Origin of the sequence: Acinetobacter sp. B51(2017) (genome assembly GCF_003711395.1) — a bacterium.
Taxonomy (GTDB): Bacteria; Pseudomonadota; Gammaproteobacteria; order Pseudomonadales; family Moraxellaceae; genus Acinetobacter.
Map to the genome: position 1 here is coordinate 55640 of NZ_PJRJ01000011.1, position 25413 is coordinate 81052.

General features: G+C 42.1%; 23 protein-coding genes. 14 read left to right on the top strand and 9 right to left on the bottom strand.

Annotation, left to right across the window (positions count from 1 at the left end; translation table 11 throughout):
* Positions 1 to 71: 71 nt before the first annotated feature.
* Positions 72 to 563, bottom strand: a complete 492-nt coding sequence (ilvN, locus tag CYK47_RS07200; protein ID WP_122900285.1) for an acetolactate synthase small subunit — start codon at positions 561 to 563, stop codon at positions 72 to 74.
* Positions 563 to 2287 carry an acetolactate synthase 3 large subunit gene (locus tag CYK47_RS07205; protein WP_122900287.1) on the bottom strand — a complete coding sequence of 575 codons (1725 nt, stop codon included), beginning with the start codon at positions 2285 to 2287 and terminating at the stop codon, positions 563 to 565. Before CYK47_RS07205 ends, ilvN begins: the two co-directional genes overlap by 1 nt.
* Positions 2288 to 2947: 660 nt before the next feature.
* Between CYK47_RS07205 and CYK47_RS07210 the strand changes: the two genes are divergently transcribed.
* From CYK47_RS07210 to CYK47_RS07240, 7 genes are all read left to right on the top strand, one after another.
* Entirely contained in the window at positions 2948 to 3268 is a 321-nt protein-coding gene (locus CYK47_RS07210; protein ID WP_122900289.1) for a DUF4124 domain-containing protein, read from the top strand.
* A 91-nt stretch (positions 3269 to 3359) separates the two neighbouring features.
* Positions 3360 to 5984, top strand: coding sequence for a leucine--tRNA ligase (leuS, locus tag CYK47_RS07215; protein WP_122900291.1), 2625 nt, complete (start codon positions 3360 to 3362; stop codon positions 5982 to 5984).
* A 228-nt stretch (positions 5985 to 6212) separates the two neighbouring features.
* Complete coding sequence (locus CYK47_RS07220; protein ID WP_122900293.1) at positions 6213 to 6734, top strand: LPS-assembly lipoprotein LptE; 522 nt, start codon at positions 6213 to 6215, stop codon at positions 6732 to 6734.
* A 6-nt stretch (positions 6735 to 6740) separates the two neighbouring features.
* On the top strand, positions 6741 to 7736 hold the full coding sequence (gene holA / locus CYK47_RS07225; protein WP_122900295.1) for a DNA polymerase III subunit delta: 996 nt from the start codon (positions 6741 to 6743) through the stop codon (positions 7734 to 7736).
* A gap of 96 nt (positions 7737 to 7832) precedes the next feature.
* Positions 7833 to 9224: an efflux RND transporter periplasmic adaptor subunit gene (locus CYK47_RS07230; protein WP_122900297.1), complete on the top strand. Its 1392-nt coding sequence runs from the start codon at positions 7833 to 7835 to the stop codon at positions 9222 to 9224.
* Between the two features lies 1 nt (position 9225).
* On the top strand, positions 9226 to 11202 hold the full coding sequence (locus CYK47_RS07235) for a MacB family efflux pump subunit (protein WP_122900299.1): 1977 nt from the start codon (positions 9226 to 9228) through the stop codon (positions 11200 to 11202).
* A 4-nt stretch (positions 11203 to 11206) separates the two neighbouring features.
* Positions 11207 to 12601, top strand: a complete 1395-nt coding sequence (locus CYK47_RS07240; RefSeq protein ID WP_122900301.1) for an efflux transporter outer membrane subunit — start codon at positions 11207 to 11209, stop codon at positions 12599 to 12601.
* 36 nt (positions 12602 to 12637) lie between these two features.
* Here CYK47_RS07240 and CYK47_RS07245 read toward each other — a convergent pair whose 3' ends face one another.
* From CYK47_RS07245 to orn, 4 genes are all read right to left on the bottom strand, one after another.
* Entirely contained in the window at positions 12638 to 14428 is a 1791-nt protein-coding gene (locus tag CYK47_RS07245; protein ID WP_122900303.1) for a tetratricopeptide repeat protein, read from the bottom strand.
* Positions 14429 to 14518: 90 nt separating this feature from the next.
* On the bottom strand, positions 14519 to 15322 hold the full coding sequence (locus CYK47_RS07250; protein ID WP_122900304.1) for an enoyl-ACP reductase FabI: 804 nt from the start codon (positions 15320 to 15322) through the stop codon (positions 14519 to 14521).
* Positions 15323 to 15473: 151 nt separating this feature from the next.
* Complete coding sequence (locus tag CYK47_RS07255) at positions 15474 to 16208, bottom strand: Bax inhibitor-1/YccA family protein (RefSeq protein ID WP_122900306.1); 735 nt, start codon at positions 16206 to 16208, stop codon at positions 15474 to 15476.
* A 119-nt stretch (positions 16209 to 16327) separates the two neighbouring features.
* On the bottom strand, positions 16328 to 16882 hold the full coding sequence (orn, locus tag CYK47_RS07260; protein ID WP_122900308.1) for an oligoribonuclease: 555 nt from the start codon (positions 16880 to 16882) through the stop codon (positions 16328 to 16330).
* A gap of 123 nt (positions 16883 to 17005) precedes the next feature.
* On the opposite strand from orn, the gene rsgA reads away from it, so the two are divergent.
* The 4 genes from rsgA (at position 17006) to secB (ending at position 19315) form a co-directional block, all read left to right on the top strand.
* A complete protein-coding gene (rsgA, locus tag CYK47_RS07265) occupies positions 17006 to 18064 on the top strand; it encodes a ribosome small subunit-dependent GTPase A (protein ID WP_122900310.1) in 1059 nt (352 codons plus the stop codon).
* 95 nt (positions 18065 to 18159) lie between these two features.
* The gene (locus CYK47_RS07270; RefSeq protein ID WP_122900312.1) at positions 18160 to 18567 is read left to right on the top strand and encodes a rhodanese-like domain-containing protein; all 408 of its coding nucleotides are present in this window, start codon (positions 18160 to 18162) and stop codon (positions 18565 to 18567) included.
* A gap of 16 nt (positions 18568 to 18583) precedes the next feature.
* On the top strand, positions 18584 to 18838 hold the full coding sequence (gene grxC, locus CYK47_RS07275) for a glutaredoxin 3 (protein WP_122900315.1): 255 nt from the start codon (positions 18584 to 18586) through the stop codon (positions 18836 to 18838).
* Between the two features lie 27 nt (positions 18839 to 18865).
* Positions 18866 to 19315, top strand: a complete 450-nt coding sequence (gene secB, locus CYK47_RS07280) for a protein-export chaperone SecB (RefSeq protein ID WP_122900317.1) — start codon at positions 18866 to 18868, stop codon at positions 19313 to 19315.
* Positions 19316 to 19766: 451 nt separating this feature from the next.
* On the opposite strand, the gene CYK47_RS07290 is transcribed toward secB, so the two are convergent.
* Entirely contained in the window at positions 19767 to 20690 is a 924-nt protein-coding gene (locus CYK47_RS07290) for a hypothetical protein (RefSeq protein WP_122900321.1), read from the bottom strand.
* A 46-nt stretch (positions 20691 to 20736) separates the two neighbouring features.
* Positions 20737 to 21990, bottom strand: coding sequence for a bifunctional phosphopantothenoylcysteine decarboxylase/phosphopantothenate--cysteine ligase CoaBC (coaBC, locus tag CYK47_RS07295; RefSeq protein WP_122900359.1), 1254 nt, complete (start codon positions 21988 to 21990; stop codon positions 20737 to 20739).
* Positions 21991 to 22101: 111 nt separating this feature from the next.
* Between coaBC and radC the strand changes: the two genes are divergently transcribed.
* On the top strand, positions 22102 to 22803 hold the full coding sequence (radC, locus tag CYK47_RS07300; protein WP_122900323.1) for a RadC family protein: 702 nt from the start codon (positions 22102 to 22104) through the stop codon (positions 22801 to 22803).
* Between the two features lie 73 nt (positions 22804 to 22876).
* A complete protein-coding gene (locus CYK47_RS07305) occupies positions 22877 to 23788 on the top strand; it encodes a bestrophin family protein (protein ID WP_122900325.1) in 912 nt (303 codons plus the stop codon).
* A 97-nt stretch (positions 23789 to 23885) separates the two neighbouring features.
* Here CYK47_RS07305 and CYK47_RS07310 read toward each other — a convergent pair whose 3' ends face one another.
* The gene (locus CYK47_RS07310; RefSeq protein ID WP_122900327.1) at positions 23886 to 24743 is read right to left on the bottom strand and encodes a PHP domain-containing protein; all 858 of its coding nucleotides are present in this window, start codon (positions 24741 to 24743) and stop codon (positions 23886 to 23888) included.
* A gap of 47 nt (positions 24744 to 24790) precedes the next feature.
* Between CYK47_RS07310 and CYK47_RS07315 the strand changes: the two genes are divergently transcribed.
* Complete coding sequence (locus tag CYK47_RS07315; protein ID WP_122900329.1) at positions 24791 to 25405, top strand: septation protein IspZ; 615 nt, start codon at positions 24791 to 24793, stop codon at positions 25403 to 25405.
* Positions 25406 to 25413: the final 8 nt, after the last annotated feature.

The following is a 25413-nucleotide window of genomic DNA, read 5'->3' on the forward strand; positions in this document are numbered from 1 at the left end:
TTTTGCTTGGGTTAAGCCTTACCTAGTTGTATAGGTTTATATTGAGGTTGTCAAAAAATTATTTAATTAAATTAGATTGTTAAAACTTTTTCGCCACGCGCAATGCCTGACACACCAGAACGCACTACTTCTAAAATAGTGTTCTCGGCTAAGGCATCAATAAAACCGTCAATCTTGTCGGTTGTACCTGCGATTTGAATGGTATATGTCGTTGGGGTGACATCGACGATCTGACCACGGAAGATATCTGCGGTGCGCTTAATTTCAGCACGCGCAGAACCTAAAGCTTTGACTTTAATCAACATCAGCTCACGTTCAATGTGCGCGCCTTCTGACAAGTCAACCACTTTCACCACTTCAACCAATTTATTCAGTTGCTTAGTGATTTGCTCGATTTTGTGCTCATCACCATAAGTGGTTAAAGTTAAACGCGATAATGTTGGGTCTTCCGTTGGTGCAACGTTTAGGGTCTCAATGTTATAACCACGTTGAGAAAATAAACCCACTAGACGAGAAAGCGCACCTGCTTCGTTTTCAACGAGTACAGAGATAATATGACGCATTATGTACGCTCCCCTTTGCCTAACCACATATCTTGCATAGATTGACCCGCAACAAGCATCGGATAAACGTGCTCAGTACGATCTACCATGACGTTAATAAATACGCATTTGTCATTAATCGCCATCGCCTCTGCAAGCTTAGATTCAAGCTCATCAGCATGGTCAATTTGAATACCTACGTGACCATAAGCTTCCATCAATTTTGCAAAGTCAGGTAAAGACTCAACATAAGAGCTAGAATGACGACCTTCGTAGTTCATATCTTGCCACTGTTTCACCATACCTAAAGCACGGTTGTTTAAGCACAAGATTTTTACGTTTAAGCCGTATTGCTTACACGTCGAAAGCTCTTGGATACACATCTGAATCGATGCTTCACCTGTGATACACACGACTTGTTGATCAGGGAATGCAAGCTTCGCTGCCATGGCATAAGGTAAACCTACGCCCATAGTGCCTAAGCCACCTGAGTTAATCCATTGACGTGGACGGGTATAACGGTAGTACAACGCGCCAAACATTTGATGCTGACCTACGTCAGAAGTAATAATCGCCTGACTGTTGGTAATTTTATCTAATGCTTGCACCACTTGTTGTGGCTTCATGACACCGTCTGTACCAGCTTCATACTTCAAGCCGTGTACTTTGCGCCATTCATTAATTTGTGCCCACCACGCTGCAATCTCTTCAGGATTTGGCTTAGAAACGTTGAGTTGTTTCAATTGTGCCAACATCTCGTTGAGTACAGGTTCAACCGCGCCCACAATTGGAATGTGCGCCATAATGGTTTTTGAAATGGTTGCTGGGTCAATATCAATATGAATGACTTTGGCATTTGGGCAGAATTTTGCTGGATTATTGGTCACGCGGTCATCAAAACGCGCACCAATACACAAGATCACGTCTGCATTATGCATGGTCATGTTGGCTTCGTAAGTACCGTGCATACCCAACATACCAATGAACTGTGGGTCATTGCCTGGGAACGCACCTAAGCCCATTAAAGTATTGGTTACAGGGAAACCTAACAAATGCGCCAATTCAGTCAACTGCGCTGAGGCATTGCCTTGTACCACACCACCACCTGTATAAATCACAGGACGTTTAGCATGTAAAAGTTCGTCAATGGCTTTACGAATTTGACCTGTGTGACCACGATGCGGGGGTTGATAAGAACGCATCTTCACTTTTTCAGGATATTCATAGGCGAATTTTTCTGCAGGATTAGTCGCATCTTTTGGAATATCAACCACAACAGGACCTGGACGACCTGAAGACGCGATATAAAATGCTTTTTTAATCACTGACGGAATTTCGCTGGCATGACGCACTTGGAAACTGTGTTTTACGATTGGGCGAGAAATACCCACCATATCGGTTTCTTGGAACGCATCCTCACCAATAAGATGGCTTGCAACCTGACCTGACAAAATCACCATTGGGATTGAGTCCATATAAGCTGTTGCAATTGGCGTTACGGTATTGGTCGCACCTGGACCTGATGTAACAAGTACTACACCAGTTTTACCTGTGGCACGCGAATAAGCATCGGCCATATGACCTGCGGCTTGTTCATGACGTACAAGGTAATGATTGATTCTTTCTTGTTGAAAAAGCGCATCATAGATATGTAATACTGCGCCGCCTGGGTATCCAAAAACATGTTCAACGCCTTCGTCCGCTAATGCGCGAACAAGCATTTCACCACCAGATAAAAGTTCCAACGTGATTCACCCTAATATTTGTCACATATACAATTTTTGTCGTTGTATATGCGTTCATTCATTCATAGTCTGCACTGTTATAGCACACATATTTCATAGTTTTGATAGCAATAAGAAAAAAATCTGACCTGTATGCTGTTTGAGCAATATGGGGTCTAAAACATGTTGGGATAAACATATTTTGTTGGCTTTGTTCATCTTCTCGGCTAGAGAAGAAGTCCATTGCTAAGATGTACTCATTCGAAGGGTGATCGAATTAAGACATATAAAACTAAAGACAGCATTTTTCTTGTTTCAAACAACAAAGTCAAGGTGAAAAATTGGCTTTTTATTGATTATTCATCAGGCGCTTAAAAAATAATCTTTGGTGATATTTATCACATTTTAAGCTAAAGCCCTAAATTTGCTTAAAAATTAAGTTTTACATGATTTATTTATATAAATGATATAAATAAATGTAATGATTTAAATATAGCTTCGTTTTATAACGCACATTTTGTGTGCATAAACAAACTCAAAAGAACTAAAATAAGGCAGTATTTTTAGTCTAAAAAACAGCCAATATTATAGCTGTAAAATATGCGTTAAAACGCGCAAAATAAGCGCCATGCTATATGCCATTTGGCAACACTTTTTTTATTCAGTTGAGAAAAATTAATTATGCAATATGTTAGCAAAATTGCCCTGATCACTGCCCTGTTCAGCAGTTTAGGTTTAGCCAGCCAAGTCACGTCAGCACAAGAATTTTATAAATGGATCGATAGCAAAGGTTCAACGCATTATACCACCACACCGCCACCTAAATCGGCAAAAAAACTCAGCAAAGTGGATACCTATGGCAGTCGTCAACATAGCCAAGCCAAAAGCCCTGCGGCAAACCTAAATGGGCAAAATAACAGCGCAGCACAACCAGAAGCCAAGGTTGATGTTCAGCAACAAGAAGCCAATGCTGCGCTACAACAAGGTCTGAATCGACGTTAAGCCAATTTTTGCTATAGCGAAAATTCACTTTTAGGTGCGTTTTGCGCTATGCTGTGACTTAAATTTTTAACCGTTCTCTTGTATTACGTATATGACTACTCACATTGACTCAGAATACCAAGCCAGTGCGATTGAGCCTCAAGTCCAACAGGACTGGGAATCGCAGAAAGCCTTTAAAGTTGCCGACACTGTCGAAGGTCCACGTCGTTATATCCTCTCGATGTTCCCTTACCCAAGTGGCAAGCTGCATATGGGTCATGTACGTAACTATACGATTGGTGACGTCATTAGCCGTTTCCACCGTTTAAAAGGTGAAACTGTGCTGCAACCAATGGGTTGGGATGCTTTTGGTCTTCCTGCTGAAAACGCTGCGATTGCCCACCAAGTTGCACCTGCACAGTGGACATTTGAAAACATTGCCTACATGCGCGATCAACTGAAAAAACTTGGTTTGTCTGTCGATTGGGATCGTGAATTTGCAACCTGTACCCCAGAATACTATCGCTGGGAACAATGGTTATTTGTTCAGCTTTATAAAAAAGGTCTGATCTACCGTAAACTTTCAACCGTAAACTGGGATCCAGTCGATCAAACTGTACTTGCCAACGAACAAGTTGAAAATGGTCGTGGCTGGCGTTCAGGTGCATTGGTTGAAAAACGTGATATTCCTATGTACTACTTCCGCATCACTGACTATGCGCAAGAATTACTAGACGATTTAGACACACTAAAAGATGGTTGGCCACAACAAGTTCTGACCATGCAACGTAACTGGATTGGTCGCTCACAGGGTATGGAAATTACCTTCCCTTCAGCGAATCCAGACGTTTATGCAGATGGTTTAACGGTATTTACCACGCGTGCGGATACCTTAATGGGCGTGACTTATGTTGCAGTTGCAGCAGAACATCCAATGGCGCTGAAAGCAGCAGAAAACAATCCTGAACTTGCTGCATTTATTGAAGAATGCCGTATGGGTTCAGTGGCAGAAGCTGATCTTGCCACTGCTGAGAAGAAAGGCATGGCAACAGGTCTTTCTGTAAAACACCCTGTGACTGGTGAAGAAGTTCCAGTTTGGATCGCAAACTACGTATTGATGTCTTACGGTTCAGGTGCGGTGATGGCAGTTCCATCACACGATGAACGTGACTTCGAATTTGCGAATAAATACGGCTTAACCATCAAGCAAGTGATTGATGCCAAAGGCGCAGATGATGCAAATTTTGATGCAAAACAGTGGCAAGAATGGTACGGTTCGAAAGAAGGTAAACTCGTTAATTCAGGTGAATTTGACGGTTTAGACTTTGAAGGCGCATTTGATGCATTCTTAGCAAAACTTGAGCCACAAGGTCTTGCAAACGTTAAAGTTCAATTCCGTTTACGTGACTGGGGTGTATCTCGCCAGCGTTACTGGGGTTGTCCAATTCCAATGATTAACTGTAATACATGTGGTCAAGTGCCAGTGCCTGAAGAACAACTGCCTGTTGTGCTTCCAACTGACGTTGTACCAGATGGTTCAGGTAACCCATTGAATAAAATGCCTGAATTCTACGAAACCACTTGCCCATGCTGTGGTGGCGATGCACGTCGTGAAACAGATACACTCGATACATTCGTAGAATCTTCTTGGTACTACGCACGTTACGCATCTCCTGACTTTACAGATGGCATGGTAAAACCTGAAGCAGGTCAAACTTGGCTGCCTGTGAATCAATACATCGGTGGTGTTGAACACGCGATTCTGCACTTACTTTATGCACGTTTCTTCCACAAATTGATGCGTGATGAAGGCGTAGTACAAGGCAATGAACCATTCACTAACTTGTTAACACAAGGTATGGTGCTTGCTGATACCTATTACCGTGAAGCTGAGTCAGGTAAGAAAACGTGGTTTAACCCTGCCGACATCGAACTTGAAAAAGACGAAAAAGGTCGTATCATTTCTGCGAAATATAAAGAAGATGGTCAAGACGTGATCGTTGGTGGTCAAGAGAAAATGTCGAAATCGAAAAACAACGGTATCGACCCACAAGCGATTATTGACCAATACGGTGCAGATACGGCTCGTGTGTTCATGATGTTCGCTGCACCACCTGATCAATCACTTGAATGGTCGGATGCCGGTGTGGAAGGTGCTAATCGCTTCTTGAAACGCGTATGGCGCTTGACAACTAGCTTCCTTGAAAAAGGCAATTCTGCTGCTGCAAAGATCGACAAAGCTACGCTTTCAACTGCTGCGCAAGACTTGCGTCGTAAAACACATGAAACCATCCAAAAAGTGGGTGATGACATCGAACGTCGTCATGCATTTAACACTGCGATTGCAGCGATGATGGAATTGCTTAACGCAAACAATAAGTTTGAAGCGAAAGATGACAATGACGTGGCTGTAGCTCGTGAGTCAATCACGACACTGTTAACCTTACTTTCACCATTTGCACCACACTTAAGCCAGACTTTATTGGCGCAGTTTGGTATTGAGTTAACCACTGCTCAATTCCCACAAGTTGATGAGTCTGCGTTAACCCGTAATACCCAAACCATCGTGGTTCAGGTGAACGGTAAACTTCGTGGCAAACTTGAAGTATCTGTAGATGCCTCTAAAGATGACATTCTTGCGCAAGCCAAAGCATTACCTGAAGTTCAGCAATTCTTGACGGGTCCAACCAAGAAAGAAATTGTGGTACCAAATAAGTTAGTGAACTTGGTGGTTTAAGAGCCTTAAAGCCTCCCTGAGTAAGATATAAAGCACTGCTTTAGATCAAAGCGCAAGAAAGGGAAGTTTGGAGGGATTTAATCTCCCTTGCGAAGCATTGCTTCTCACCTCTTTTAAAAAGAGGGGAATATAAGGATTTCACAATTCCCAAACAAAGCCCGTTGCCAGTCAACGGGCTTTGACTTTACAATCGCTACAGAATTTTAAACTCATAACAGAGGACAACGCATGCATTTGGGCAAACGTTTAGCAGCAATTGTTTTAACTTGTGGTCTTGGTGCAAGCTTAACTGGCTGTGGCTTTCATTTAAAAGGCAACAATCCAAGCGTTGCGCCTGTGGCTTATCAAAAAATGAATGTGGTCTTGCCTAATAATCCAGACAGCGACCTATTACAAGAAAAACTGGCGATTTACTTAGGTGCAGCAGGCGTACAACTGAGCAACTCATCAGATGCTTATGTGTTACGCATCTTGGACTATACCCCGCGTCGTTTGGAACTTAACGGTAAACTGATTGAAGTATTACTGCGTTTAAACGTGACGTTCCGAATTGAAGATGCCCAAGGTAATGCTTTAACTGAACCACGTACCGTGATTGCAACGCGTACCTATCAATACGACTTAGCCACCGTTAACACCGATGACCAAGAAAACAAATATTTAAACCAAGTTATGGTGGATGATATTGCCCAGCAAATCGTGCGTCAGATTTCTTCAAATCGTTTACCTACGACGTCAAACGCTCAGTAATTTGTTATGAAACTTGACTACCTCCAAGCCTTAAAACGTATTGACTCAGCTCGTGGGGCTTGGGTGTTACATGGTCAAGAACCTTTACTGGAACAAAACCTACTCGATGCTTTTCGCAAACATTGGCAAGCTCAAGGCATCGAGCGGCAGCGTTATGATTTAAGCAACGTTACCGACTGGAAAACTGTATTTAGCGCTTTAAATAGCCTATCTCTGTTTGCCACCCAACTCGCCATTGAAGTACATGGCAATATCAAACCCGATGCCAGTGCCCTAAAACAACTCGAAAACTATCTTTTGCAAGGCGACAGCAACGAAAACATTTTAGTGATCGTGATGCCGAAACAAGATAGCGCCAGCTTAAAAACTAAATTTTTCCAAGCCATTGATGCCAATGGCACTGTGGTGGCATTAAGCGCCAACTACCCAAAAGACCGCCAACAGATTTTGGCCGTTGAAGCAGAGAAACTTGGTTTAAAACTGGCAAAAGATGCTTGGGTTTGGTTAGAACAACATCATGAACATAATTTACTCGCTGCTAAAAATAGCTTAATGCGTGTGGGGGATACTTTTGCTGAACTCGATGTCATTGGCATTGACCAGTTACAAGCCTGCCTACAAGATCAATCGCGTTATAGCAGCTTTGATTTAAGTGATGCGATGTTGCAAGGCAATTTGCCCCAAGCCATTAAAATTTTCCAATATTTAATTGCCTCGGGTGAACCCATGACACTCATTTTATGGAGTGTGAGCAAAGAAATGCGTTTGCTGATGCAACTCTTTGAGCAACCGCAGAATGCCCTGCAAATTGGTATTTGGAAAACCAAAGTGGCACTTTATCAACAGGCCTTACGTCGTTTAAATCCACAAGATTTTTTAACTTGGCCTGATCTGTTATTACGCATTGATGCCGCAATTAAAGGCTTAGGGCATGAAAATCCTGAACATCTGTTACAACAAGCGATTGCTTTAGTCTGTGGGCAGCGTTTATTTAGCAGTTAGAATAAGAATCATTTTCAATATATATAAAATATTCACGCTTTATCCTCATTTCACACTTATAATTTGAGCAATTTTTGGAAAAAAATACGATTGCTCATGGTGAAGATCAAACCCACTAAACTTTTGTTGGCCTTGTTGTGTGCTGCTGCGATTGCAGCAACAGCATGGTACTTTTTTAAACCAGCACCACAAACCCCACAATATATTACCGCTAGCGTCACCAAAGCTGACCTTGAAGATTCCGTCTTGGCCACTGGCGTACTCGAAGCCACCAAAATGGTGAGCGTGGGTGCGCAGGTGTCAGGTCAAGTCAAAAAAATGCATGTGCAATTGGGTGACCAAGTAAAACAAGGTCAATTGATTGCTGAAATTGATTCGGTGCGTCAAAGCAACGACTTAGAAACAGCCAAAGCCAGTATTAAAAATCAACAAGCACAATTGGCAGTACGTCAGGCCAATTTAGCCAAAGTCGCTGCAGAATATCAACGCCAACAGGCAATGTTTGCAGAAGATGCAACTTCACGTGCCGAGCTAGAAAGTGCCCTTGCCAGCTATAAAACAGCTCAAGCAGATATTGCAGCAATCAACGCACAAATTGAACAATCTAAACTCACCTTAGCCACCGCACAAGAAGATTTAGGCTATACCAAAATTAAAGCGCCTATGGATGGTACAGTGGTTGCGATTGTGACCGAAGAAGGTCAGACCGTAAACGCCAATCAAAGTGCGCCAACCATTGTAAAATTGGCGCAACTCGACACTATGACCATTAAGGCACAAATCTCAGAAGCCGATGTAATGAAAGTACAAGAAGGTCAAACTGTGTATTTCACGACCTTAGGCAATAGCGAGAAAAAGCATTACGCCACTTTACGTCAAGTCGAGCCTGCCCCAAGTTCAATTAATACCGAAACCAACAACAGCAGTTCATCGTCAAGCACGGCGGTGTATTACAACGCCCTGTTTGATGTACCTAATGAAGATGGCAAACTGCGCATTGATATGACGGCACAGGTCTATATCGTATTACGTGAAGCACGCAATGCCCTAACCATTCCTGCGGCAGCGCTACAAGGCTCTAATCGTCCTCAGCGTAGCCGTACTGATGCTGCAGCAGGGTCACACCCAGAACGTCCAAGCAATGACAATACACAAGGTCCGCGTCCTGTACGTTTAGAACTGAACGCTGCTGAAAAAGCCTTGATTGATCAAGGTCAAGCCTCACTGGCAATGGTTCGTGTTTTACCTCAAGCCCATGCTGAAGCAGCCCAAAATGACACAGGCTTTAAATTATTTGGCTCATCGGATGCTGAACCGACTGTGGTCATGAAACAAGTCTTAATTGGCTTAAATAACCGTGCCAATGCCCAAGTATTACGTGGTTTAAGCGAAGGGGAACAAGTGGTGATTGCCGATGCGGCAGACACCTCAAATGATGGCGCAAAACGTAGTAATAGCCGTGCAGGCAGTCCACCAATGAGAATGTAACATGAGCCAGACTCAACAACCGCTATTGGCGGTAAAAAATCTGGTCCGTGAATTCCCTGCGGGTGAAAGCACCGTCCAGATTCTAAAAGGCGTTAATCTAGAGATTTATCCGGGTGAATTGGTGGCGATTGTTGGCCAATCTGGTTCGGGTAAATCGACCTTGATGAATATTTTAGGCTGCTTGGATAAACCCACTTCAGGTAGCTATCAAGTCAAAGGCCGCGAAACCCGTGAACTCGAAGCCGATGAACTAGCACAGCTACGCCGCGAATACTTTGGCTTTATTTTCCAGCGTTATCATTTACTCGGTGATTTAAATGCGGCTGGTAACGTCGAAGTCCCTGCGATTTATGCGGGTGCTGACCCTGCTGAGCGGCATGAACGCGCAGTTAAACTGTTAAGCGACTTAGGCTTAGGTGAAAAAACCCAAAACCGTCCCAGTCAGCTATCTGGCGGTCAGCAGCAACGCGTTTCAATTGCGCGTGCCTTAATGAATGGTGGCGATGTGATTCTTGCCGATGAACCTACAGGGGCACTCGATAAGAATAGTGGCATTGAAGTCATGCGCATTTTGCGTGAACTCAATGCCAAAGGTCATACCATTATTTTGGTTACCCATGACTTAAACGTGGCTAAAAATGCCACCCGTATTATTGAAATTTCAGATGGTAATATTGTCTCTGATAAAGCCAATGTCCCTAAAATTGATGATGGTTTTAGCAAACAAAGTCTAGCTGCTACGCCGCAAAAGAAAACCTCTAAATTCCGTGCTGCTTTTGACCGTTTAGGTGAGGCTTTTCGTATGGCGGTGCTCGCCATGAATGCGCACCGTATGCGAACCTTTTTAACCATGCTTGGCATTATTATCGGGATTGCATCTGTAGTGTCTGTAGTAGCACTAGGCAATGGTTCACAACAGCAGATTTTGCAAAATATTAGTAGCTTAGGCACCAACACCATTACCGTGTTCCAAGGGCGAGGTTTTGGTGACAACTCACGCTCCGCACAAGCTAAAACCTTAATCCCAGCCGATGCCGATGCCTTAGCAGAACAACCTTATGTCGATGGTGTTAGCCCTTCGGTGACCAGCAGCGTGACTGGACGTTTTAAAGAAATTGAAGCCTCTACCACCGTCAATGGGGTCAGTGAAGATTTCTTTTATGTCAAAGGCATGAACTTTCAATCTGGGCAAGCCTTTGACCGTACCAGCATTCATCAACAAGCCCAAGATGTAGTAATTGACACCAATACCCAAAGAACCTTCTTTGCTGACGGCTCAAATCCGATTGGGCAAGTGATTCTATTGGGCAGCGTGCCAAGTCGTATTATTGGCGTGGTGGATGCACAAGCAGGCATGATGGGTTCATCAGATAGCTTAAATGTATATTTACCCTATTCTACGGTAATGAGTCGTATGCTGGGGCAAAGCAACGTGCGACAAATTATTGTACGGGTTAAAGATGAATACCCAAGTGCAGTCGCTGAAAATGCCATTTTAAGCCTATTAACTCAGCGCCACGGCACACAAGATGTCTTTACCCAAAATGCCGACAGCATTCGTGAAACTATTCAGCAAACCACACAAACCATGACCCTACTGATTTCAGCAATTGCGGTGATTTCATTAGTTGTCGGTGGTATTGGTGTGATGAACATTATGTTGGTGTCAGTGACCGAACGTACCCAAGAAATTGGTGTGCGTATGGCCGTTGGTGCGCGCCAAAGTGATATTTTGCAGCAGTTTTTAATTGAAGCTGTGTTGGTATGTATTTTAGGTGGGGTTTTAGGGGTGTTGCTGTCTTTAGGTATTGGGCAATTAATTACCCATTTTGCCGGTGGCAGCTTCCAAATGGCGTACTCCACAACCTCTATTGTGGCAGCATTTGTCTGCTCAAGTTTAATTGGTATTGTGTTTGGTTTTATCCCAGCCCGAAATGCCGCGCGTCTCAATCCTGTAGATGCTTTGTCACGAGAATAACACTATGACGATCAACTTTACCCGTTTCGCCAGCGCAGTGTTGTTAGGCACTGCCCTAACTGGCTGTGCGGCTGTGGTGAAAACCCCTTATCAAGCGCCTGTGGTCGACATTCCACAGCGCTTTGCCATTGATCAAAGTAAAATCCATCAAGCCACATATTTAGATCGTTGGTGGACTTTATTTAATGATGCGGGCTTAAATCGCTTAGTCGATGAAGTCTTAGCCCATAACAATGATTTGGTTGTGGCGGGCATTCAGTTACAACAAGCGCGCTTACAAGCAGGTCTTGCACAAGATCGTCAAGGTCTACGGGTCAACTCAAGCGCCTCTACAGGGCATAATTTTGACCTAAATTCTGGCCGTGATTCAGCGCGTGGTGTTTCCTTAAATGCTGGCGTAAGCTATGAAGTGGATTTATTTGGCCGTCTTGCCAGTCAAACTGAAGTGGCACGTTGGGAAGCGCTTGCCACCGAACAAGATTTGCAAGCCACTGCCCAAAGCCTAATTGCCACCACTGCCAATCTATACTGGCAATTGGGCTACTTAAATGAGCGCTTGAGTATTGCGCAACTTAACTTAAACAGTACTGAGCAAACCTATAATTTAGTTCGCACTCAGTACCGTGTAGGAGCTGTTTCTGGCTTAGATCTTACCCAAGCAGAACAAGCCCTACAAAGTCAACGCGCCAGTTTAAGTCAAATCCAGCAGCAGTTGTTAGAAACACGCACTGCGCTGGCCGTGTTACTCAATCGTCCTGTACAGCAGCTTAATTTGGTCGAACCCAAACGCTTAAGTCATGCAAGCTTACCCGCAATTCAACCAGGCTTACCTGCTGAACTGTTGTCGCGTCGTCCTGATTTACAAGCCGCAGAGTTACGTTTGCGTAAAGCACTTGCCAATAAAGATGCCACCAAAGCCAGTTATTATCCATCTATTAGCTTAACTGGTAGCTTAGGTTCTTCGAGTACTTCGCTGACCCAACTGTTACAAAATCCAGCGCTGGCTTTAGGTGCAAGTTTAAGTCTGCCATTTTTGCAATATAACGATATGCAAAAGGACTTAGCGATTAGCGATTTAGACTATGAAAAAGCCATTGTTCAATATCGTCAAACCTTGTATCAAGCCTTTGCTGATGTCGAAAATGCATTGTCTAATCGTAGTGAACTAAACAAACAAGTGACACTACAACAAAAAAATCTGGAGTTAGCAGAAAAGACTGAACGTTTAACCCAAGTGCGTTATAAAAATGGTGCAATTGCGTTAAAGAATCTGTTAGATGCACAAGCCACTACACGTAATGCACGCCTAAGCTTGGTACAAAGCAAACAAAGCCAATACAATGCTTATGTGACCTTAATGCAAGCCTTAGGTGGTTCACCGCTCAATAGCCTGCCTTAAAACAATGACCGCAGCCTAGGCTGCGGTTTTTTTAGCTTAATATTCTTGTTGTAAAGACGCGATCAACTGCGCTGCTTTGGCATAGCCCAAATTTTTCGCTTGGTTTAAATAATTGACCGCTTGCTCTAGATTACGCACCACACCATGCCCTTGAGCCGTTAAACGCCCCATATGATAAAAGGCTTGTGCTTCTCCCATCTGCATTGCCTGTTGATAGAGTACCAATGCCTGCTGCATATCCTCACCAACCCCTAAACCTTGCTCATAGCAGCGGGCTAAATGGGTTATTGCTAAGGCATTGTCTTGCTCGGTAGCGTGTTGTAAATAAGCAAATGCTTGCGCGTGATCTACCCCGCCACCTCGTCCATCAAGTAGCAAGATCGCCAATTGTGTTTGCGCCTCTATACTGCCCTGTTGCTGTGCTTGGCTAAAATAATCCCGCGCTTGCTGATCATTGTGTTCAAAGCCATTCACACCATTTAAATAAGCATAGGCCAAATCTAACGCAGCTAAGGTTGAGCCTTCTTGTGCAGCCAACGTCAAATAGCTGTGTGCTCTGGCTTGATCTTCAAACACATTTAAACGCTCCGCATAAAAGCGGCCTAAGCTATACAGAATATCAGCTTTATCTTTAACCTGAATGTCAAATTGCGTGGCAGCTTGTTGTAACAGCTTTAAGCCACGCGTGGCATCTAGCGCTATGCCTTGTCCATAAATATAACACTGTGCCAATAAAAACTGCGCAGTATAGGAATCCGTTGCCGCTGCCTGCTGATACAGCTTAAATGCTTGCGTTAAATTAGGCTGCTCGATCAACACACCTTGTTGTTGCAACATAGCTAAACTACATAAGGCAATTGGCTCCTGCTTGGCTGCCGCGCGTGTCCAGAATTGAAATGCCTGACGCGTATTGGCTTCAACACCCCAAGCAAAGTAGTAAGCACTGCCTAACAAACTTAAGGCATAAGCTTGCTGCTTTTGGCTTTCTTGTTTGAGTAAAGCTAATACGGCATCCCTTTGCTCGCCATCAATCAACTGTTTTAATACTGCTAAACAATACTGATATTGCGCATTGGCATCCCCTTTAAAAGCTTGTTGTTTAATATGCTGCAAGTGAATGCTGTCATCACGCACTAAACCCTTGTGCTGCTGAAGCTGTTGTAATAATGCAATGGCTTGTGGGTGCTGTTGCTCAACAGCTTGATGTAAATATTGTTGAGCCAGTACCTGATCTTGCGAAAAATAATGACCGTACCACAGCGCTTCTGCCAAACGATACTGCGCATCGACCTGACCTTTTTTGGCTGCATCCATCCAAATGCTTTTGGCTTTTTCTAAATCTTGTTCGACACCTTGACCTTCTAGATAAAATTCAGCCAGCTGGTACTGTGCATTGGCATTGCCCCGTGCTACGCCATATTGATACCAATACAAGGCTTGTGCAATGTTCTGTTCTGTTTGATAAATTTGACCCAAATAAAAACTGGCTTCATCGCTGCCACGTTGATGTGCGGTTTCCAGTAAACTTTTTGCAGCATTTAAATCAACAGGTCGGCCTAAACCTTGCTGCTGCATAAAGGCCATATAGACATAAGCTTCAGGCAATTCATGTTGCTGACTTAACTGCTGAAGCAGGCTATAGGCACGTTCATAATCAGGCGGTGAACCGTGTATTAAGGATTGTGCCAAGGCCAATTCGGCATCTACATGGTCGACCCAAAGTGCAGCACTTAGCTGCTGTTGATCACGTTCAACAGGTGATTTACGCTGATATAACCATACGACACAGCCGATCATGCCGACCAATAGCAACACTAAAAACCACATAGCTTCCCCAAGGTGTCGTTTTTAAAGTCTTATTTTAAACATCACCAATAAAAAAGCACCTAAAAAGGTGCTTTTTTATATCGATGAGGCTTAGTCAGCCATCATCAATTCAGGGCTCATACCCACCGTATTAAAACCAGCATCCACATAAAGGATTTCACCCGTAATACCATTGGCCCATGGTGAACATAGGAATAATGCTGCATTACCAACATCTTCAATGGTTACGTTACGACGTAACGGCGCAGTTTTCTCATTGGCATCTAACATTTTACGGAAAGATTTAATGCCTGATGCTGCTAATGTACGAATTGGACCTGCAGAAATTGCGTTTACACGAATACCTTCTGCACCCAAGCTAGACGCTAAATAACGTACGCCTGCTTCTAAAGATGCTTTAGCCAAGCCCATCACGTTATAGTTTGGCAATACACGCTCAGAACCTTGATAAGTCAGCGTTAATAAGCAACCTTGACGTGCTAACAATAATGGTTTTGCTGCACGCGCCATCGCGATAAAGCTATAGGCACTGATGTCATGCGCGATTTTAAAACCTTCACGATCAGTAATCTCAGTAAAGTCACCATCTAGAGTATGCGCTGGTGCAAAACCAATTGAATGCACCACACCGTCTAAACCATCCCAATGCTTCGCCAATTCTAAAAAGGCATTGTCGATGTCTGCATCATTGGCAACGTCACATGGGAAAACCAAGTTAGAACCAAACTGCGCAGCAAAATCATCCACACGTTTTTTTAATTTATCGTTTGGATAAGTAAAGGCAAGTTCAGCGCCTTCACGATGTAGTGCTTCGGCAATACCAAATGCGATTGATAATTTACTTGCGATCCCTGCGATTAAGAAACGCTTACCTGCCAATAGTCCTTGTGCCATGTGACTCTCTCTTAAAATAATTTAACAGCATAATGCCAATTCTCTAGCATTTCTGAAATTGCATAATGCATCTTTTTTTAGTTATCTGCTTAAAAAAACACATAAAAAAATCGCGCTTGATTCAGCGCGATTTTTTAAAGCAATTTTAAACTTAATCATCGCCTTGAATTAGACCAAGTAAGCGTAAAAATGAGTAGTACATCCACACCAAAGTGGCAAGTAAGGCAATCGCACAGACCCATTCCATGGCTTTAGGTGCATAATTGGCTGCACCACTTTCAATTAAATCAAAATCTAAGATGAGATTTAATGAGGCAATCACGGCGACAAAAGCCGCAAAGCCAATGCCTAACCAATTGCTTTCAAATAAGTGTGGAATGCTTGAACCAAAGGCTAAGTTCATCACAATTTGCACCACAAACACCATGGCAATGGCAAGACTGGCTGACATCACCACCGCTTTAAATTTTTCCGTGGCACGAATTAATTGCATACGGTACAGACCAAACATCACTAAAGTGGTGACAAAAGTTGCCAAAAGTGCTTGTAAAGGTACGCCTGGGAATTTCTGTTGAAAAATCACCGAGATTCCTCCAAGAAAAGCCCCTTCAAATAAAGCATAAGGAATGGCCAGCATACGTGCTGTATTGGGTTTAAATGTGGCAATTAACGCCAAAATAAAACCGCCGATTGCACCCACTATTGCCCCCGCATAGGCAATCGAAGCTTGAGCAGTGATAAAGGTATAGAAAAATAAACCAAGACCCACCACGGCAGCAATCACGGTTAAGAGCACAGATTTTTGTACCGCGCCTTGTACGGTCATCGGCTGAGTATAATCGCCTGCCACTTCGACACGGGTTAAAATTGGGTTATTACTTTGCATAGTTTCCCCTGTTTCAATCAATAATTGCCAATGATATTAAGCAATTTTTATGCGTATACCATGAGCAAGCCATTTATTTTTTGTAAATAAAAAAAGAGGCGATTCGCCTCCTTTTTAGATTACTTATTCATAATGAAGAAGTATTCACGGTAGTATTTCAGTTCAGCAATCGAATCACGAATATCATCCATAGCCAAATGCGAGGCATTTTTCTTTAAGCCTTGCATAATTTCTGGACGCCAGCGTTTAGCCAACTCTTTAACAGATGAAACATCTAAGTTACGGTAGTGGAAGAATTGTTCCAATTCTGGCATTAAACGATGCATGAAACGACGATCCTGACAAATCGAGTTACCACACATTGGCGATGATTTTGGGCTGACCCATTTTTTCAAAAATTCTAGGGTTTGTAATTCAGCATCACGCGCGGTGAGTTTACTGCGACGCACACGCTCAATTAAACCTGATTGACCATGTTGACGGGTGTTCCACTCGTCCATCGCATTTAAAGTAATTGGCGATTGATGAATGGCAAGCACCGGACCTTCTGCCAAAATATTTAAATTTTCATCGGTTACAATTGTTGCAATTTCAATAATTTGGTCGTTATCTGTATCTAGACCTGTCATTTCAAGGTCGATCCAAATCAGACGAGTGTCAGGTGTGCTGCTCATAAATGTGCAATCTTATTCGGTTAAAAAACAATTATAGTAGCAAATTTATTGCCCGAGTGCTGTAACTTGCCCCCTGCTTCATGCTATTTTGCCCTCCTTAGTTTTAGGTTTTTTAGGATGTGAATGGCTTTAATTCGTAAACGTCGTTTAACTGAACAGCAACAACGCCGAATTCAGAAACAACAGAAAACACGCCAAGAAGAAATCGATACATCAAACGATTTGGAAGGCTTGGTGGTGCAACATTATGGCCGTCAGCTTGAAGTGCAAGCCTTGTCGGTGCCCGACATACATCCTGAAAAACCTGTGGTGCTGGACGGTGAACCTGAACCGTTTTGGAAACCGATTGAAATGGGCAGTGTATGGCGTTGTCATACCCGTACCAACTTAGAATTATTGGTCACTGGTGACCGAGTCAAATGGCAAGCTGACCCGAATACCGGTTTAGGCATTATTACTGCGATTCAGCCGCGTAGCTCGTTACTCACCCGTCCTGATCGTTACCACAAAGTCAAACCTGTAGCGGCGAACATCAGTTTAATTGTGATCGTGTTTGCACCCTTGCCTGAACCTGCTCCGGGTTTAATTGACCGTTATTTGGTGGCCTGTGCCGATGCGGACATTCCTGCCTTATTGGTCATGAATAAAGATGACTTACTTAAAGACAATGATCCAATCTTAGATTTACTCAAAGAGTATCAAGACTTAGGTTATGAAGTGTTGCAATGTCGTTCTGATGGTGATTTAACTGAGCTCTCTCAACGCTTAGCCGGTGAAACTGTGGCATTTGTAGGTCAATCTGGTGTGGGTAAAAGCTCTTTAATTAATACCATCGTGCCGGATGCTGCGCAAAAGACCAATATCATTTCAGAAAACTCAGCTTTGGGTCAGCATACCACCACCTCTACCCGTTTAATTGGTTTTGGTGAAGGTGCGGCTTTAATTGACTCACCCGGCATTCGTGAATTTGGTTTATGGCATTTAGATGCCGATAAAGTGCAACAAGGTTTTCCAGAAATCGAAAACCGTTTAGGTTATTGCCAATTCCGTAACTGTACCCATAAACACGAAAAGCAATGTGCTTTACGCTTAGCGGTACAAGATGGTGAAATTTTGGCACGTCGTTTAGACAGTTATTTACGTTTAATTGACGAAATCACAGAAGCTAATCAAAAAAATTAGTGGCAAGATAAACTTCTTGCTTGAAGCGCTGAGTTTGATCACCATATCTAATCAGCTATACTTTGGGCAATTTACAATTGTAATTTAGGTGACTTGTGGAACGTTGGTTCGAGTTTATGGGGAATCACCCCTTCTTGTTTGGTGCACTTGCTGTACTGTTGGTGTTGTTCTTCGTGATTGAAGGCAAACGTGGCGGTCGTAAAATTTCACCGCAATCTTTAGGGATTTTAGTAAAAGCGCAGAATGCAATGTTAATTGATTTGCGTGATGCCAAAGACTTCCGTGAAGGTCACATCAGTGGTAGCCGTAATATTCCTTACAGCAAAATCACAAGTCATATCGAAGAGTTAAAAGCTGCAGAACGCCCATTGGTATTTATTTGTAACTTAGGTCAAGTGGCAGGTACAGCTTTACAACAAGTCGCTCACCATGATGCATATCGTTTAGATGGCGGCATCAACAATTGGAAAGCGCAAGGTTTACCATTAGTCAAAGCAAAATAACGCTAAGGAGAACAACATGGCTGAAGTAACAATTTACTCAACAACCGTATGTCCATATTGCGTACGCGCAAAACAGCTCCTTGAGCGTAAAGGTGTGGCATACAAAGAAATTAACTTATCAAAAGAAGCACCCGAAGTACGTGTAGAACTAATGCAACGTACCAATCACCGTACTGTGCCACAAATTTTTATTAATGATCAGTTTATTGGTGGTTTTGATCAATTATATGCCTTAGATCGTGAAGGCAAACTTGACGAATTATTGGCTTAATTTTTACTTAAATTTAAGGATTTCATCATGAGCGAACAACAACAACCGCAACTCGCTTTAGAGCGTTTATATACTAAAGACATTTCTTTTGAAGTACCAAGTGCTGCTGTATTTACCAAAGCATGGGAACCAGAACTTAACGTTAATCTTTCTTCTTCAGCAGAGAAAATTGATCCAACACATTTTGAAGTGTCTTTAAAAGTTGTTGTTCAAGCCAATAACCAAGGCGAAACTGCATTTATCGTTGATGTCACACAATCAGGTATTTTCTTAATTGATGGTGTAGAAGAAGATCGTCTTCCATACTTACTTGGTGCTTACTGCCCGAACATCTTGTTCCCGTTCCTACGTGAAGCGGTCAACGATATGGTGACTAAAGGTAGCTTCCCACAATTATTGTTAACACCAATTAACTTTGATGCAGAATTTGAAGCCAACTTACAGCGTGCGCAAGCAGCAGCTGAAGGCCAAGCTTAAACTTAAGCTAAAAAAAGCCCGCACTTGCGGGCTTTTTATTTATTTGTCCGTTCGACGATATCGAAATTTAGCTTTTGAATTTCTAAAAAATTAGTAATGAAAAAAATTATACTCAATATAATTTGACCCAATAAGAAAACTGACAAATTAAAAACCAATTTAATATCACTAATAAATATAGTTTTCTCAAAATTACTACATAGAAGGTATAACAAATAAAAAAAAGATACTAATGCGAAATAAAATAGAAATGAGTTTCTGACAGTTATAATATTTTCTTTAACTCTCGAAAAAAGTTGAATATTTTTTATCTTATCTGGACTGAATGTACAGATAACACCCATTCCTATCGAAAACATTATTCCCGATATAGTGTAAATTGTATTGATAAAAGTACTATCAAGTTTCACACTCCAAACCGAAGCAATTACCACTGATAGCACCAAAAAAATTATGCTAAGTAATATTTTTTTTTATCATTTTCTAATTCTAATATGAACTTTTGCATTTCTTGTGACAAATTTTGATCAATAATATTTCCAAAATCATCAGTATCAATTTCAACTATCTTTGTTCTTAATAAATCTTTACCTTTTAGAATTTTTTGATTATCTCTTGTAGTTACTACAATATTATCAATATCAGCAATCGGCTTGAAAAATGCGCTATAGAATTGCTGGATAGCAGCAGAGTTCTTCCTATTTGGCTTATCTATCTCCAAAACCAATTTAGCAGAAATAATACTTTCTAACTCTAAATCTCTCATAGCCTTAGTTTCATTAAATAATTTTTTTACCGCAGGAATTCCTATATTTTTTAAAAGCCAATTTTTACTATTATCTTGTTTCAGTTCACCATAAATAGGATCTTGAATAGTAATAGATCTAATATCCGCAGCCCGACGAGCTTGCTCAACGTCAATTAGAGGCGATATATCATAATAATCATCCAAAAACCAATTTAGGTAAGTTTGTAGTCGACTAATCGTAAAGTTTGATGGCAAATTAGTAACAATAAAATTATTAGAAACCCTAAATGAATAATCACTTTTATATAATGCAGAGACATCCAAATCCTCTGCCTTCAAATCTGCCAGAGTAAAAGATTTCTTGTCCAAAAGTGCAGAACTAATCTTAGGCATATTTCCTAAGACAATTCTGACAATTGTACAGAACACAGAGTTATGTTCTTTCAGTGGCTCATCATAATAAGCTAATACATCTTCTTCATTTGTATTACTGCTCAGCCTCATACGTCTTGAAGTAACTCGTTCATGCTCTTTAAGCTTATCCTTAAGCTTAAGAAAAAGATCTCTATCTGATTGAAATAAATCTGATGGCTGAACACAAAAAGCTCTTAAAGTTACTTGTTTCATGAGTCCTTTCCTGAATTATATTAGTCTTAGCAGCAATAAATAAAAATTATTTCTTACTCAGAGCATCATGCATCGCTTCAACCAATTGCTGGGCAATCTCTTGTTTAGAGGCTTTGTCTAAATCACGTTTTGACATGTGGTAAGCATCAGCAAAAAATACCGTCATGGCATTTTCATCCGAGGCAAAACCAATATCGCTACGTGAAACATCATTACATGCAATCATATCCAGTTTTTTAGCCACCAATTTACCCGCAGCATATTCTTCCACATTGTGCGTTTCGGCAGCAAAACCGACCATAAACGGACGTTTTTCTTGTTGGGCAATGGTTGCCACAATATCTGGATTTTTAATCAAGGCAATTTGCAATTCATCACCCGATTTTTTAATTTTATGCTCAGCCACTTTTGCTACGCGATAATCAGCAACTGCTGCTGTCGCAATGAAAATATCACAGCCTTGTTCTAACAGCTCTAAACTGACTTCAAGCATTTTTTGCGCTGAAGCCACGTTAATGCGTGCCACACCATTTGGCGTATCTAGACTCACGGGTCCCGCAATTAAAGTGACTTTGGCGCCTGCCGCATAACATGCTGCAGCCAAGGCAAAACCCATTTTACCAGTACTATGATTCGAGATATAACGCACCGGATCAATTGCTTCGCGGGTTGGGCCTGCAGTAATCACCACATGTTTACCCGCCAATAAGCCAAATTTTTCCGCAATTTCACGCTGCGCTTGATGAAAATATGCTGTCACTTGATGGGCTAAATCTTCCGGCTCTGGCATACGCCCCAAGCCTACATCGCCACAGGCTTGTGAACCTGCATCTGGCATAATCACATGCACGCCATCTTCAATTAAAGTATTTAGATTACGCTGCGTCGCTTTAGCAGCCCACATCTGCTGATTCATGGCAGGCGCTACCCAAACTGGTGCTTTTGTGGCTAAATATAAGGTCGAGAGTAAGTCATTGGCCAAACCACAGGCAAATTTTGCCAAGACATCACAACTTGCTGGCGCAACTAACAATAAGTCGGCCCAACGTGCCAACTCGATATGTCCCATGCCTGCTTCGGCTTCAGGATTAAGGAGTTCAGTATGCACTGGATAACCAGATAAAGCTTGGAAAGTCAGGGGTGTAACAAAGGCTTGCGCACCTTCGGTCATCACCACACGAACATTAAAACCAGCATCTTTTAAACGACGCACTAAAATGGCGCTCTTATATGCAGCAATGCCGCCTGTGACCGCCAGTAGAATATTTTTATTAGGAATTACACTTAAATCAAAGCTCACGCGCAGGCTACCTTTGTGTTGCAGTGGCGCTGACAATAGCATTAAATAATCTAACACCCAAGTGACCAGAACGTCACAACAGACAATCTTAAATAAAAAAAGTATAATTTTATGAAAAATTCTATTAAAGATTGGCCCGAACAAGAACGGCCCCGTGAACGCTTAATTTTATATGGTGCAGCGAGCTTATCCGATGCAGAACTGCTGGCGATCTTTTTACGCTCTGGCAGCAAAGGCTTATCGGCAGTGGAATTGGCGCGGCAATTGTTACAACATTTTGGCAATTTACGTCAAATTTTAGATGCAGAATTAAGCGAATTGGCTGATTTTCATGGCATTGGCCAAAGTAAATATACCCAGTTGATGGCAGTAAAAGAACTCGGTAAACGCTATATCGGGCAGCAGTTGCAACAACAAGCCTTATCTTTAAACGACTCTAGCTTATTGGTCGATTACTTACGTTTTGAACTGTTAGATGAAACTCGCGAAGTATTTGCAGTGCTGTGTTTAGATGCCGAATTACGTCATATTGCCTTTAAAAAACTATTCTTCGGTGGCTTAAATTCTTGTGAAATTTCTATTAATCAAATTCTCAGATTTGCCATTGCCCAATATGCCACTCATCTTGTGATCGCCCATAATCATCCCTTTGCTAAAGCCATACCCTCCAAAGCAGATTTACAAATGACCGAGCAGATTCAAGCTGCTTGCGCTTTGGTTGAAATCGAGCTGATTGATCATTGTATTATCGCACGCGACAGCAGTTTTTCTTTTGCCGAACATCAATTGCTTTTGCCTAAAAATTCGCCTTAATCTTAGACTTAAATCTATTGACAAAAAATCGGGAAATCATGAAGATCAATACAAATTCTGACGATTGTAAAACATGATTGTTCGCGACCAACCCACCACATTTAAGCTGTTATTTTCATGGCGCGGCACAATTTTACCCAAGGTATTACCGCCCTTAGGCATTGTGATGCTCATCTCCGCAATTGTAGGGGGTTTATCTTATATCGATTTCTTTCATTTACCTGAATTGCCTTTGGCAGGCTTTACCTTAATTGGCGTAGCATTGTCGATATTTTTAGGTTTTAAAAACAGTGCTTGCTATGACCGTTGGTGGGAAGCACGTAAGCTATGGGGCATTTTAATTGCCAACGCACGCCATTTTGACCGTGATTGTCGCATGTTATCGCAAGGTCGACGGGAACGGGTCATTCGGCATGTGATTTTATTTGCTAACGTACTGCGTGACCGTTTACGTCATCAAACTGCCAATCCATTGGCCTTGGTGGAAACTAGCGGCATGAGTCAGCAAGCTATTACTCAGCTTTATCAACAAGTTAATGCACCGCAATATACGTTAAGTCTCATTCAATGGGAGCTGATGCAAGCGCTAAAAGAAGGCGAAATTTCTGACATTATTTACAGTCAGATGAATCAGCACGTCATGGAACTCAGTATCGTACAAACTGGCTGTGACCGCATTGCCACTACGCCTGTACCCTTTGCTTATTCGGTGTTGCTCAATCGTACCGTGTATTTTTTCTGCTTCTTGTTACCGTTTAGCTTAGGCTCAACCATTGGCTTAGCCACACCACTTTTAGTGGGAATTTTGGCTTACACTTTTTTAGGACTCGATGCCTTAAGTACCGAAATTGAAGAGCCTTTTGGCACGCAAAGCAACGACTTGCCTCTAGATGCCATGGTACGTACCATTGAGATTGAATTGCTTGGTACTTTAGGTAAACCTACCCCACCACCGATTCAAGCGCAAGATCATAATTTACTTTAATCAAAAACTGCTTTTCGATTTAAGGATTCCCTCTCCGTTGACCCACGAATACAGCATCACGACTTTTCTCTTTTTCAACACGGGGACGGATGGGGATTTAAACAAAACTCTCCCAAATCCCGAGCTGTCCTTCTTTGAGACGCGGAATATTGCCCAGTTTAATCCAAGGCATATGATCACCATGAAAATCACTTCCCACTGACACTTTTAAATTAAATTCGGCAATCATGCGATCCACCATTTGCCGCGTAGAAGCAGGATCAACTGCAGGTGGCAATTCCACGGCGTCGCCACCAAATTTGGCAAAAATCTCAATCAAATAGCGGATATTGGTGGCAGATAAATCATAACGGGTTGGGTGTGCCAGCACCGCAAAACCACCTGCGGCATGAATCACGGCAATGGTTTCTTCTAAACCTAAACCATCAAATTTCACATAGGCTTTTTTGCCTTCTTTAATATATTTGTCAAAAGCCTGTTGCACACGGCTCACGATGCCTTTTTCTACTAAAGTCTGCGCAATATGACTTCTCGTCACCCGATCAGCAATATTATCGACTTTAGCCAATACATCGGCATAGATATCTTGTCCAATCAGCGGAATTAATAAGTCACAAATTTGCTTAGAACGTTCGGCACGAATACGTTTTTGTTGTTCGAGTAATTGATATAAAGGCGCGGGGTTTTGCATATTGAGTGCCACAATATGTACGCCATAGCTTTTTTTGGTCGCAGGTCGTGACCATTGACTAGAAATTTCTACACCTGAAATAATTTTTAAGGGCTGAGTTAAGGTTAATGCCGCTTGTTCAGCTAAAGCAATGCCGTCCATAGTGTCATGGTCGGTTAAAGCCAAAGTATGAATGCCTTTTGCTGCGGCTGCCTGCACTAATTCTAATGGTGACAAAGTTCCATCAGAAATATTGCTATGTGTATGTAAATCTACGCCGTCCATCACTTATACTATGTTTCATTCATTTGCTCAGATTTAGATACTCTAACATGAAAGCACTTTTAGACTTTGTGCCACTCATTATTTTCTTTTATTTATATAAAACCGTCGAACCTCATGATACTCAGCATCCATTACTACAATTGATTGGTTCTGCAGGCGGTGTCGATAACAACAACATTTTAGTGGCAACCACTGGTCTGATGCTGTCGATGTTGCTGGTCTATGGCGTGATGTTTGTGATGCAAAAATACCGCCTCGATAAACAGCAATGGATTGTGTTGTTTATGACGGTGATTTTTGGTGGCGTGACTTTAATGCTCAGCGATGATTTTTATATTCGTTTAAAAGCCGTACTCCTCAATTTAGTCTTTGCTGGTGCATTCTTATTGTCACCGTATTTTATGAAAGATCGCCGTCCACTGATTCAGCGTTTATTTGGCCCTGTGTTTGAATTAAGCGCAAAAGGTTGGAAAAAACTCAACTATGCTTGGGCAGGCATGTTTGCCGTCATGTCATTTTTACACTGTTTCTTTGCCTATTTATTTTTAGATGGTAAATATTGGGGCGAATTCACTGCTTTTGGTGACATGATCGTCATGTTTTCCTTTATCATTGTTCAGTTTATTGTATTGCGTAAATACTTTAAATCCTCTGCACAATAATCGAATTC